The organism is Solwaraspora sp. WMMA2080, assembly GCF_027497395.1.
Taxonomy (GTDB): domain Bacteria; phylum Actinomycetota; class Actinomycetes; order Mycobacteriales; family Micromonosporaceae; genus Micromonospora_E.
Genome location: NZ_CP114910.1, coordinates 1,303,618 through 1,315,304, shown reverse-complemented (window position 1 = coordinate 1,315,304; position 11,687 = coordinate 1,303,618). Strand labels below are relative to the sequence as shown.

11 protein-coding genes are annotated in these 11,687 nt (G+C 72.5%); 6 read left to right on the top strand and 5 right to left on the bottom strand.

What is annotated here, in order from left to right:
* Window positions 1-376 precede the first annotated feature (376 nt).
* The 3 genes from O7543_RS05890 (at window position 377) to O7543_RS05880 (ending at window position 3,045) form a co-directional block, all read left to right on the top strand.
* Window positions 377-1,399, top strand: coding sequence for a LacI family DNA-binding transcriptional regulator (locus O7543_RS05890; protein WP_281554782.1), 1,023 nt, complete (start codon window positions 377-379; stop codon window positions 1,397-1,399).
* 114 nt (window positions 1,400-1,513) lie between these two features.
* Entirely contained in the window at window positions 1,514-1,714 is a 201-nt protein-coding gene (locus tag O7543_RS05885) for a hypothetical protein (RefSeq protein WP_281554783.1), read from the top strand.
* A 68-nt stretch (window positions 1,715-1,782) separates the two neighbouring features.
* Complete coding sequence (locus tag O7543_RS05880) at window positions 1,783-3,045, top strand: cupin domain-containing protein (RefSeq protein WP_281555577.1); 1,263 nt, start codon at window positions 1,783-1,785, stop codon at window positions 3,043-3,045.
* A 21-nt stretch (window positions 3,046-3,066) separates the two neighbouring features.
* Here the strand turns inward: O7543_RS05880 and O7543_RS05875 are convergent, their stop codons facing one another.
* The 5 genes from O7543_RS05875 to O7543_RS05855 form a co-directional block, all read right to left on the bottom strand.
* Window positions 3,067-3,732 (bottom strand): hypothetical protein, encoded by a 666-nt coding sequence (locus O7543_RS05875; RefSeq protein ID WP_281554784.1) that lies wholly within the window; start codon window positions 3,730-3,732, stop codon window positions 3,067-3,069.
* Window positions 3,732-6,422: an FtsK/SpoIIIE domain-containing protein gene (locus O7543_RS05870; protein WP_281554785.1), complete on the bottom strand. Its 2,691-nt coding sequence runs from the start codon at window positions 6,420-6,422 to the stop codon at window positions 3,732-3,734. The genes O7543_RS05875 and O7543_RS05870 overlap by 1 nt, the downstream gene beginning before the upstream one ends.
* The gene (locus tag O7543_RS05865) at window positions 6,415-7,362 is read right to left on the bottom strand and encodes a hypothetical protein (protein WP_281554786.1); all 948 of its coding nucleotides are present in this window, start codon (window positions 7,360-7,362) and stop codon (window positions 6,415-6,417) included. Before O7543_RS05865 ends, O7543_RS05870 begins: the two co-directional genes overlap by 8 nt.
* Before the next feature lie 6 nt (window positions 7,363-7,368).
* Window positions 7,369-7,629 carry a hypothetical protein gene (locus O7543_RS05860; protein WP_278168988.1) on the bottom strand — a complete coding sequence of 87 codons (261 nt, stop codon included), beginning with the start codon at window positions 7,627-7,629 and terminating at the stop codon, window positions 7,369-7,371.
* A gap of 182 nt (window positions 7,630-7,811) precedes the next feature.
* Entirely contained in the window at window positions 7,812-8,210 is a 399-nt protein-coding gene (locus O7543_RS05855; RefSeq protein WP_281554787.1) for a hypothetical protein, read from the bottom strand.
* A gap of 190 nt (window positions 8,211-8,400) precedes the next feature.
* On the opposite strand from O7543_RS05855, the gene O7543_RS05850 reads away from it, so the two are divergent.
* The 3 genes from O7543_RS05850 to O7543_RS05840 all read left to right on the top strand — a co-directional run bounded on the left by O7543_RS05850 (window position 8,401) and on the right by O7543_RS05840 (window position 11,588).
* Entirely contained in the window at window positions 8,401-10,944 is a 2,544-nt protein-coding gene (locus tag O7543_RS05850) for an ATP-dependent Clp protease ATP-binding subunit (RefSeq protein WP_281554788.1), read from the top strand.
* A gap of 66 nt (window positions 10,945-11,010) precedes the next feature.
* Window positions 11,011-11,202: a hypothetical protein gene (locus tag O7543_RS05845; RefSeq protein WP_281554789.1), complete on the top strand. Its 192-nt coding sequence runs from the start codon at window positions 11,011-11,013 to the stop codon at window positions 11,200-11,202.
* A 23-nt stretch (window positions 11,203-11,225) separates the two neighbouring features.
* Window positions 11,226-11,588 carry a DUF3140 domain-containing protein gene (locus tag O7543_RS05840; protein ID WP_281554790.1) on the top strand — a complete coding sequence of 121 codons (363 nt, stop codon included), beginning with the start codon at window positions 11,226-11,228 and terminating at the stop codon, window positions 11,586-11,588.
* The last annotated feature ends 99 nt before the right edge of the window (window positions 11,589-11,687 follow it).

The following is an 11,687-nucleotide window of genomic DNA, read 5'->3' as shown; positions in this document are numbered from 1 at the left end:
CGCGCCGCGCCAGTCCAGTACCGGCGTCGCCGGACCGTCGCGCCTGTTCTCCGACATGTTTCCGGAAACTTGCGGCTTCGTCGAGATCTGGCAGTCCACAGTTTGCTGGCAGTGTCCGGGTATGCTCCCGCATCGTGGCAGCCGGATGTGTCCCGTCCGGCCGCCGTTCAGGCAACCGCCGCCCGGGCGGTTCCGGAAAGTTCCGGTCGGTGGCGCGGCCGACTCGGTCGCCGGCATGTGCGACACACTGCCGGCCGGGTCGATGCCAAGCGTTTTCCAACTGCGGCAAGATGGGGCCCGGACTCGGCGTTCGGAGCCGGACCGACTGGCGGAAGGTTCGGCCGTACGCTGAAGCCTCGACGAAGGAGTTGCTGCCGTGACGGTCGATGAAGGACGCAGGATCACGATCACCGCGATCGCCCAGGAAGCCGGTGTCTCCGTGCCGACCGTGTCACGGGTGCTCAACGGGCGCAACGACGTCGCCCCGCAGACCCGTGAACGGGTCGAGGAGCTCCTGCGTCGGCACGGCTACCGACGGCGGGCGACCCGGTCCCGCGCCGGTGCCAGCCTGATCGACCTGGTCTTCAACGATCTGGACAGCCCGTGGGCCGTGGAGATAATCCGCGGCGTGGAGGATGTCGCGCACGCCGCCGGGGTCGGAACCGTCGTCTCCGCCATCCACCGTCGGTCCGCGGCGACCCGGCAGTGGCTGCAGAACCTGCGGACCCGGGCCACTGACGGTGTAATCCTGGTCACCAGTGAACTCGCTCCGCCATTACACACCGAGCTGCGACGGCTGAACGTACCGATGGTACTGGTCGACCCGGCCGGCGTGCCGAGCCTGGACATCCCCACTATCGGGGCGACCAACTGGGCCGGCGGACTGCGAGCGACGGAACACCTCATCTCCCTGGGACACCGCAGGATCGGCTTCATCGCCGGTCCGCCCCGGCTGCTGTGCAGCCGGGCCCGGCTCGACGGCTACCGGGCCGCGTTGGAGGCGGCTGAGATCCCGCTGCGCCCCGAGTACGTCGTCCCCGGCGACTTCTACCACGAGTCGGGCTTCGCTGGCGCGGCCGCGTTGTTCGACCTCGACGAACCACCGAGTGCGATCTTCGCGTCCAGCGACCAGATGGCCCTCGGCGCATTCGAAGCCCTGCGGCAACGCGGCCTGCGGGTTCCGGACGACGTCAGCGTGGTCGGCTTCGACGACCTGCCCGAGGTGCAGTGGTCGTCGCCACCGCTGACCACGGTGCGCCAGCCGCTGGCCGAGATGGGGCTGCTGGCGGCGCGGACAGTACTGCGTCTGGCGCAAGGGGAAGCGCTGGAGACGCCGCGGGTGGAGCTCGCCACCGAGCTGGTCGTGCGGGACAGCTGCGCGCCGTACCAGGAGCTGTAATCCGGCCGGCCCCGCGTTTACCCGAGGTTAGTGACGATCCGCCTCGGGTACCACCCGCAGGCAGGAGCGCGCCGGCGCCGCCGGCGCGTGCCGACCGACCCGCAGGGGGCAGTCATGACACTTGACGACGACGACATCCGCAGCACCGGGCCCGCGACGGGTCACGGCCCGGCTGATGGTGGGGCGAATCCGGCTGGGCGCGACGGTGGTGCCGACGGCGGCGCTGGTCCGAAGGCGCAGGAGGGCCCGGCTGATGGTGGGGCGAATCCGGCTGGGCGCGACGGTGGTGCCGACGGCGGGGCGAACCGGCGTTGACTCGGCTGCCCACCGCGACACGTGGTGCCGGCTGCACCGGCGGGCACGGACTTACCGACCCGCCGCAGATCGCCGCGTCACCGGGCTCGCCGGGCGGTGCGGGCGCGTCCCGCCGCCCGGCGGCGCTGACCCGGTGCGTTGCGGTGGATCCGACGACGTTCGCCGATGTCTACTGGGGGCGTAGACCGCTGCTGTCGCGCGCTGTCGACCTGGCCGGCCCCGCCGGCTTCACCGATCTGCTCGACGGCCCCGCAGCCGACCAGCTGCTGAGCCAGCACGGCCTGCGTACGCCGTTCCTCCGGGTGGCCCGGGACGGTGAGGTCTTCGCGGAACGGACCTACACCGGCAGCGCCGGCGCCGGCGCCGAGATCGACGACCAGGTGCTCGACGAGCGGGTGTTGGATCTGTATGCGGACGGTGCCACCCTGGTCCTGCAGGGCCTGCACCGGCTCTGGCCACCGATCATCTCGTTCATCGGCGAGCTGTCCACCACACTGGGCCAGCCGTTGCAGACGAACGCCTACCTCACACCGGCTGGCAGCCGTGGATTCGCCACCCACTACGACACCCACGACGTGTTCGTGCTGCAGACCGAGGGTCGCAAGCGGTGGCGGGTGCACGAACCGGTACTGACCGATCCGCTGCCCCAGCAGACCTGGTCGGGTCGGGCCGATGAGGTGGTTGCCCGGTCCGAGGCCGCACCTGCGCTGGACGTCGTGCTCGGCCCCGGCGATGCCCTCTACCTGCCTCGAGGCTGGCTGCACAGTGCCACCGCGCAGCAGGAGAGCTCGATCCACCTCACCGTCGGGATTCGCGCGTTCACCCGGTACTCGCTGGTCGAGGCGCTGCTCGAGCTCGCCGTCACCGAGCCGCAGCTGCGCACGTCGCTGCCGTTCGGCGCCGACCCGTGCGAACCCGCCGGGATCACCTCGGAGCTGACCGCGACGGTGGCGGTACTGCGTGACTGGTTGGCCTCTGTCGAGCCGGACCAGGTCGCGGCGCCTATGCGCCGCCGGGCCTGGTCGGCGGTGCGCCCGGCCCCATTGCCACCACTGCAGCAGGCGGACCGGATCCGGACGCTGACCGTCGACGACGTCATCCGCCGCCGACCCGGATTGCGCTGGCGGCTCACCTCGCAGTCGGACGAGCGGGTCACCCTGCAGATCTTCGACCGTACGGTGAACTTTCCGGGCAGGTGCGTCCCCGCCCTGCGGGCGGTGCTGGACACCGCCGGTGTCCGGGTCGGCGACCTGCCAGGACTGGACACCACCGCCGACCAACTGGTGCTGGCCCGCCGTCTGCTGCGCGAAGCGGTCGCGGTCGTCGGCTGATCCACCATCGGCCCGGGCGGGTCAGCCCAGCCCCGTCAGCAGGACGGCGGTCGCCGCCAGGCCGGCGACCAGGACGATCGACACGGTACGCAGGTCGAGCTCGGCATGCCAGCGGTCGGCCAGCGCCTTCGCCGGCACCAGCCCGAGTAGCGGACCGACCAGGGTGACGACGAGCGCGATCACCGGCATCCCGACCGCCAGGTCGCCGCCGTAGCGCTGCCCGGCCCACCGCGCGGCAGTGGACAACCCGAACGCGGCGACGGCTCCGGCGGCGCCGAACAGCGCCAGCACCGGATATGCCGCTCGGGACAGGGGACCCACGTCGCCGGACCGCTCGACCAGGGCGCGGGCGGCCGCCAGCCAGTGCTCCGGATCGTCGTCAACGGCGGTACCAGGGGGCGGCGGCAGTGGTGCCGGAAGGCCACCAAGCCGTCCGGCCAACGGCCCGAACCGGTGACCGACCTCGGTCCAGATGTCGGCGGCCGCCCGGTCGACGTCCGCCAGCTCCCGGCTTGCCTGCTCGTGGAGTTGGTGCAGCTCCGCCAGGTCGGTCTCCACCTCGGCCACCGCGGCCTGCGCGCCGTCGCACCGTTGCGCGTACCACTGCTGCGCTTCGTTCCGGCGGTTCTGCAGCGCGGCGGCGAGTTCGGCGAGCCGGCGCATCAGCTCGGGGTAGGAGGCATCCATCAGGTCAGCCCGTACGGGATGATGACCTCGGCGCTGCGGTGCACGGCCCGGTCGAAGAACAGCGCCCGCCACGGCCGGGGATACCACGCCGGGCCGCCGGCCCGGGGGTACAGCGGCGGTCCGAGGTCGGAGCCGTGCACGTCCAACGCCACCCAGGCGCCGATCTGGTCGGTCCGTGAGCCAATCCCGCCGAGGTCGTCACGCATCCGCGCCACACCGCGCCACCAGCCCAGCACATGGGTGTGTCGCTCGGGCCCGAGGTGCAGCACCCGGCGGAGCCGGTCCAGGCCGGAGCGGCCGGCGAACTTCGCCGCCAGCCGTCCGGCGGCGGCGTCGACCGCGTACAGCACCAGGAAGTGTGGGCGGACCGGACCGTCCAGCACGTCACCGGAGAGCCGGTCAGCGGTGTCCGCGAGCAGCCCGCCGACGGTATCCAAGTCGTACAGTCCGGTGCCGGCCGGTAACGCCGCGTGTAGCCGGCGGGCGGCGGCTTCCGCGTCCGGGTCCAGACAGGCGATGTCGAACCGCGCCGCGCCGGGCGGGTACTGCCGGGCCAGGGACCGGGCACCCGCGTCGAGCAGGGCGCACGCCTCGTCCACCCGGGTGCCCAGTACCGCGAGATTGCGTCCGGGCGCCCGGGCCAGGCCGAGCCGGGCGGAGCGGGCCAGCACGTCGATCGTCTCGCCGAGCAACGCCACCGGTACCCGCGGTCCGTCGCTGTCGGCGATGAGCGCCTGGTAGTCCGGCGCCTCGGCCAGCCGGGGTACCACGTCGCCGTCGAACAGCCGCGGCGGGGGCAGGTCGGCGGACCGTCGTCGCCACAGTCGGTGTTGCAGTTCCTGCCAGGTGTCCCGGTCGCTGGCGGGCGGAACCCGGACGACCTGGTTGGCCTCCATCGCCCCGGACTCGGCGTTGACCACGGCGTGGTGGCGGGGCAGTGACTCCGCCGCGGTGTTGGTCTCCGGCAGGACGCGGCGCGCCTTCGGTAGCGCGATCCGTAGTGCGAACTGGGCGATCAGCGCGGTACGCCCCCATAACGCCTGGATACCGGAGACGTCCTGGGACGCCAGGATCAGGTGGATGCCCTGTGACCGGCCACGCCGGGCCAGGTCCTCCAGCAACGTCGCGGCCTCGGTGGCCAGTGCGTCGTTGCCGGCGAGCAGCACCTGGAACTCGTCGATCACCGCCACGATGCGCGGCCACCGGCCCTGTGGGTCCTCGGCGCGCAACTCCGCCAGCTTCGTCACCTCGTGGCGTTTGGCGGCGTCGGCCCGCTGCCGCAGTTGCGCACCCAGGAAGTGCAGCATCGCCAGGCCGAACTCCCGGTCGGTGTTGACGTTCACCCCGACCAGCCGGACATGTGGCAGGAAGCTCGGATCCCGCCGGCCCGGCGCGAACCGGGCGAAGGACACCCCCTCCTTGAAATCCAGCAGGTAGAACTCCAGCTCGGTCGGGGAGTAGCGGGCGGCCAGGGCACCGATCCAGGCGTAGATCAGGTTGGTCTTGCCGGTGCCGGATGGCCCACCGATCAGCGCGTGCGGCGGATAGTCGCTCAGCGTCACCGTCACCGGCCGACCCTGTGGGCTGTCGCCGACCGGCGCGGTCAGCCCGGCGGTGGCGTCCTCGGTCCATTCCTGTTCGGGCAGCAGATCGCTGAACACCGCCGGGACCGGGCCGGCGGCGACCGCAGCGGCGATCTCCCGGCAGGTACGGGTGACCAACTCAGCCGGCGGTGGCGGGTCGATCCGTACCGGCAACTGCGGATAGCCGCTGACCCGGGCCGTGCCGCCGGAGACCGACACGGTGGTCACGGTGGGCGCGGCGCTGAGCCCGACACCGCGGACGATCAGATGGACGCCGCAGGCGGCACCGGCGCGGGTGATCCGGTCCAGCTGAGCCCGTTCGTGCCGGGACAGCTCCTCCCCGGGCCCGCCCAGCAGGACGGCGATCCGCCACGGCTCGGGCCGTCGGCCGGTGGCTGTCGCCAGTTCGCTCAGCGTCCGGAACTCTCCGGCCAGCACCGTCTCGTTGATCCGGCGGATGTGGTCGACCAGGTCGTCCAGGTGCCGGCTCAGCCCACCGGGGCCGGCGAAGGTGAGCAGGCCGGGTCCGGCCAGCGGGGCGAAACCGGCGAGGCCGCCACCGAGCTGTTCCGGGTCGTAGCCGGTCAGTCGGACGGCGCCGGGCGCGGTACGGCCGAGGATCCGCAGCAGTAGCGCGGACAGCACGGCGTCACACCCCGCTCGGTCGGCGCCGTCCAGCGCCACGTGGCCGTGGTCCAGGACCGCGACGAGCGCGGGTACGGCGGCACCCCCGGCCAGCCCGGCCAGCCCGGTCAGGCCGATCCGGCACGATCCCGGTGATTCCGTGCGTGCCGCCGGGGCGGGATGCCACCGGGCCCAGTCGGCGGCGGCGGCTCCCGGTGCCGCCCGGTCCACTGCCGCGACGGCTCCCCGGGTGACGACCGTTATCTGGTCGCGGTACTGCTCGGCGAGGTCGGCGAGCCGGCGGTCGCGGTGCACTGCGGCTCGGTGCGGCACCTGCTCGGCTGCCAGTCGTACCCGGTTGAGCTGTTGTTGCGCCGCGGCGATGTCCTGTTCGACGTCGTCAAGTCGGTTGCGGGCCGCCGCCCGGGCATGCCCGAGCGCCCGGCGGACCGCGGCTACCAGATCGGCCCGCGCGTCAGGCATCGCGCCCCCGCAGCGGTCGGGGCTGCTCCGGGCGCAGCGTCTGCGGCTCGCGGTCGAGCAGCCGCAGCAGTACGCCGGTGAGTACCGCTCCGGCGACGGCCGAGTCGGCCGGATGCGGCGGATCCGGGGGCTGCCCGGCCTGGTCACCGTCGGCCCGGCGACCGTCGTCGCGCCGCTCGTCGGCCGGCACCCGGCAGATCCGGGCGAGCAGGGTCTGCAGCACCGGATCCGGCATGCCGGGGAGCAGCTCGCGTACCCGTCGGGTGGTGGCGGAGGCGAGCTGACGCAGGTCCTCGGCCTGCGGCTCGTGGTCCAGCAGGTCTCCGGCGAGGCGGTGCAGCAGCGGTGGGGTGATCGCGGCGAGATTCAGCCCGGTCGGCGCGGCCACTGCGGCGAGGTCGCGGTGCAGTCCGGCCCGGTCCTCCCGACGGACCGCCGTCGCGACCCTGCGCAGCAGTTCGGGGGTGTCGGTGGCGGCGGCCGGCCGGGTCGTGTCGGTGGCGGCGTCCGGCCCTGGCCAGACCCCGGCGGACTCCCGGTCGGTCAGCTCCGCGACCCGGGCGGCCCACCAGTTGCCGAGCTCGGGCGCGGCGGGCGCACCCGCCCGCCCGCCCGGTGCCGCCGTCGGTTCCTGGTCGCCGTCCAGTGCCGCCCGCCACCCGCTGTCGCCCCCCGCCGCCGGGCCGGCGCCGAAGCCGATCGCAGCCAGGTAGTCGTCCACCGACTGCGCAGCCACCCGCATCGCGTGGCCGGTCTGCTCCGCGTGTTCGGTCGCGCCGGTGAGCTGCGGCACCGCCAGCGGGTCCGCCGACTCCTGGCGGACCCAGATGAGCAACTCGGTCGCGGCGCGCAGCCGCTGCACCGCGACCGCGAGCTGGCCCACCGGCAGGTCGTCGGCGGCCGCCCGGACCCGGGCGGCGAGATTCTCGGCGAGGGACATTGGTGACTACAGCGTCGCGGAGTACGTCTGCGCCTGTTCGACGGCGGCGAGCGTGGCGGCGAGGCACTCCTCGAGCTCGGAGCTGGCCTGGAACAGCGCGGCCTGGGCCGCTCCGACCGCCTCGTGGCCGCTGCCTTCGAAGGCCGCCGCCAAGCTCTGCTGCGCCTCGGCGATCTTTTCGCTGGCTGCCTGGACGGCAGCCTGGCCCTCCGACACCTGCATGATCGCGGCTTCGATGGCGGACTTGACCTCGGCGACACTCGCCACGGGTGAAACCTCCTCAAGGGGCTGGAAGGTTCTATTAGAGCTTACCGCTGGTGGGTGATTGCTGCCCGGCTGTCCGGTCCCGCAGATGGGCTGGTCCGCGACGGACGCGCGGTCATCGGTGCTTGACCGGTGCGACCTGGGCAACTGCCGGCAGCGGATCAGGTATTCAGTCTGAATACCGGTCAGAATTCCGACACCGGACCGGTCAGCTGCCTGGTCAGCCATCGAGGCCCGCGAACCTGCGCGCCCACGTCGGTGACTCGGTCCCGCAATCGGCGGTCGGCCGTGACGACCACCACCCGCCGGTCTGGTCCGCCCTCGGCGGCGATCTCGACGATCAGATCGTCTCCCGACCCGAGAGCCGCGCCGATCCGTACCCCGCCGGCCGGCGGCAGACCGCGGGCCGCCCCCTCGACCACCAGGACCACCTCCAGCGGGCCGGTCAGCTCGGGCAGCCCCCGGCCGGCGACGTCGACCAGCTGATCGCGCAGCCGGACGGCCGCCGCCATCCGGTCGCGCCACCAGCCGTCGGGTCGGGAGCCGACCACGTTCGCGCCGTCCACGATCAGCAAAGTCCGCATCCGCCCAAGCCTGCCAGCATCCGCGGCCGTGGACCCGGCACCGGTTGAGCGCGCCTGTCCCGACCCACGCGCCGGTACCTCAAACGCGGTGCGGTGGTGGTCCCGGACGGCGGGGACGTTTGGCCCGGGGCGGCCCGGGTAGCCACAGTCCGGTTCACAGCCGGCGGGGCGTAACGGCGAGGGGGCGCAGATGAGTGACGGACCGTACGGCCCGGGAGGGCTCGGCACCGATCCCTGGGAGGACCTGCTGGCCCGGTTTCTCACCGGCGGTGAGCCCCGGCTGCCGGTGCACCGGGTCGACATCACCCGGCTGATGAGCGGCGACGCCCGTGACCTGCTGACCGCCGCCGCCCGCCGGGCGGCCCAGGCCGGCACCAGTGACCTGGACACCGATCACCTGCTCTGGGCGGCGTTGCAGCGTCAACCGCTACGGGAGTTGGTCCGCCGGGCCGGGGCCGACCCGAACGGGCTGCTCGCTGAGCTGGGCGGACCGGCGGCCGGCCGGGGCGAGGTGCCGGCGAACCTCTCGCTGACCCCGGCGGCGAAACGTGCCCTGCTGGACGCGCATCAGCTTTCCCGGGCCACCGGCGCGACCTACATCGGACCCGAGCACGTGCTGATGGCGCTGGCGGTCAATCCGGAGTCTGCCGCTGGCCGGATGCTGGCGGCCGGCCACGTCGAACCCCGGTCGCTGCAGAACGCCAGCGCGGAACGCGGCGGTGCGGCCAAACCGCGGACGGCCCGTGGGACCCCGACCCTCGACCAGTACGGGCAGGATCTGACCGAACTCGCCGCCCAGGGCGCGATCGACCCGGTCGTCGGCCGGGGTGAGGAGATCGAGCAGGCGGTGGAGATCCTGTCCCGGCGAACCAAGAACAACCCGGTGCTGATCGGGGAGGCCGGGGTCGGCAAGACTGCGATCGTTGAGGGACTGGCGCAGCGCATTGTCGACGGGGACGTACCACAGACGCTGATCGGCAAGCGGGTGGTGCAGCTGGACCTCGCCGGGCTGGTCGCCGGTACCCGGTACCGCGGCGACTTCGAGGAACGGCTGAAGAAGGTCATTGACGAGATCCGTAGCCACGGCGACGACCTCATCGTCTTCCTCGACGAGCTGCACACCCTGGTCGGGGCGGGCGGCGGCGGCGCCGAAGGGTCGATGGACGCCAGCAACATGCTGAAACCCGCGTTGTCCCGGGGTCAGTTGCGGGTGGTCGGTGCGACTACTTTGGACGAGTACCGGCGCAACATCGAAAAGGACGCCGCATTGGCCCGGCGGTTCCAGCCGGTCCTGGTGCCCGAGCCGACCGTGGCGGACACCATCGCGATCCTGCACGGTCTGCGGGACCGCTACGAGGCGCATCACCAGGTGCGGTTCACCGACGACGCGTTGCTGTCGGCGGCGGAACTCGCCGACCGCTACATCAGCGACCGGTTCCTGCCGGACAAGGCGATCGACCTGATCGACCAGGCCGGGGCCCGGGTCCGGCTGCGCACCCGCACACCGGCGGCCGACGTTCGGGACCTGGAACGGCAGCTCGAGCAGCTGCACCGGGACAAGGCCCAGGCGGTCGCCGACGAACAGTACGAACGGGCGTCCGACCTGCGGGACCAGCTGACGCAGGTGCAACGGCTGATCGAGACGGCCCGCAGCCCGGACAGCGCCGGGGTTCCCCAGGTCAGCATCGAGGAGATCGCCGAGGTGGTCTCCCGGGCCACCGGCATCCCGGTCAGTCAGCTCACCGAGGAGGAGCGGGACCGGTTGCTGCGGCTGGAGGGCGAACTGCACCAACGGGTGGTCGGTCAGGACGATGCGGTCACCGCGGTCGCCGAGGCGGTCCGGCGCTCGCGGGCCGGGCTGGGCGACCCGGACCGGCCGGTCGGCAGTTTCCTGTTCCTCGGACCCACCGGCGTCGGCAAGACCGAGTTGGCCCGGGCCCTCGCGGCGGCCCTGTTCGGTGACGCTGACCGGATGGTCCGCCTCGACATGAGTGAATTCCAGGAACGGCACACCGTCAGTCGGCTGGTCGGGGCACCGCCCGGGTACGTCGGCTACGAGGAGGCGGGCCAGCTCACCGAGGCGGTTCGCCGACGACCGTACGCGGTGGTGCTGCTCGACGAGATCGAGAAGGCGCACGCCGACGTGTTCAACGTCCTGCTGCAGCTGATCGACGACGGCCGGCTGACCGACAGTCAGGGCCGGACTGTCAACTTCCGCAACGTGGTTCTGATCATGACGAGCAACCTCGGCTCGGAGCTGATCACCGGCGGCGGCCGCAGTGTCGGCTTCGGTGGGGTGGACGGCGACAGTCCCGACGACGACCTGCGCGAGCGCCTGCTGCGCCGGCTGCAGGAGGACTTCCGTCCGGAGTTCCTCAACCGGATCGACGAGATCATCATCTTCCGGCAACTGGCCTCGCAGCAGCTGCGCCAGATCACCGACCTGCTGCTGGAGGAGACCCGCCGGCGGCTGCACGCCCAGGACATCGCGGTGGAGGTCACCGACGCGGCGGCCGACTGGATAGCCGGAGCCGGATACCAGCCGGAGTTCGGCGCGCGGCCGATGCGTCGGACGATCCAGCGGGAGGTCGACAACCAACTGTCCCGGTTGCTGCTCGACGGCACGTTGGCGGCGGGGCAACGGGTCACCGTCGACGCGCGGGACGGTGGCCTGCGGTTCGACGTCGACAGCGCCGCCGACCGGGATCCGGCGCCGGCAGGCGCCGGCTGGTGAACCCACCGGGTGGGTGCCGATCCGACCGGGCCCCCGCCGCTCGGCAGACGAACGGAGATGACGACGATGAGCCAACCTGAGGAACAGCGTGAGAAGTCCGCGAAGACCGACGAACTGCTGGCCCGCAACAGCCCTCTCGACACTGGGACCGGACCCGGCGCCGTCCTGGCGGACACCGATGTGCGTCCGGAACCGGCCGGTACGCAGACCCGGGCCGACCGCGACGACCCGGTGAGTAGCACCGAGCCCCCCGACTGACCGTCGTAGTGAGGAGGTTGTCGATGGCGGCGCACCGTCGAACCGACACCGGCACTGATCAGTTGTGGAACGAGTTCCACGCGTACGTGAACATTAGTTCGGAACAGTTGCGTGACTGGCTGCTGACCGAGGCGTCCGGTGAACGGGCGTTCGTCGGCCCCGGCGTCGACCTACCCCAGCCCGGTGGTGCCGTACTGGCGGTGCTGGGCAAACGGCGGGTGGATCTGACCGAACCGGACCGGCAGGTGATGGCGCAGGTCGTCGAGGGGATCCGGGACCTGCTCGCCCGCCGCCCGCCGACGGGCGCGGCGGACGACCGGTGGCGGCGGGCGCTGCTGGATCTGGGGCACGATCCGCTGCGGGCCGACGCGGACACGGCCGGTTGACCGGTCACCACCTGCACCCGTGCGGGACGACACGACCCGCCCCGGCGGCGGGTACCGGGAATCGGTACCCGCCGCCGGTCGCGGACCTGGCAGCCTCAG

What these genes read in the sequence shown, in the direction of transcription:
- O7543_RS05885 (WP_281554783.1), top strand. Translation starts at nt 1,514, where the DNA reads ATGACACTTGACGACGACGACATCCGCAGCACCGGGCCCGCGACGGGT.
- O7543_RS05875 (WP_281554784.1), bottom strand. Translation starts at nt 3,732, where the DNA reads ATGGATGCCTCCTACCCCGAGCTGATGCGCCGGCTCGCCGAACTCGCC.
- O7543_RS05870 (WP_281554785.1), bottom strand. Translation starts at nt 6,422, where the DNA reads ATGCCTGACGCGCGGGCCGATCTGGTAGCCGCGGTCCGCCGGGCGCTC.
- O7543_RS05865 (WP_281554786.1), bottom strand. Translation starts at nt 7,362, where the DNA reads ATGTCCCTCGCCGAGAATCTCGCCGCCCGGGTCCGGGCGGCCGCCGAC.
- O7543_RS05855 (WP_281554787.1), bottom strand. Translation starts at nt 8,210, where the DNA reads ATGCGGACTTTGCTGATCGTGGACGGCGCGAACGTGGTCGGCTCCCGA.
- O7543_RS05850 (WP_281554788.1), top strand. Translation starts at nt 8,401, where the DNA reads ATGAGTGACGGACCGTACGGCCCGGGAGGGCTCGGCACCGATCCCTGG.
- O7543_RS05845 (WP_281554789.1), top strand. Translation starts at nt 11,011, where the DNA reads ATGAGCCAACCTGAGGAACAGCGTGAGAAGTCCGCGAAGACCGACGAA.
- O7543_RS05840 (WP_281554790.1), top strand. Translation starts at nt 11,226, where the DNA reads ATGGCGGCGCACCGTCGAACCGACACCGGCACTGATCAGTTGTGGAAC.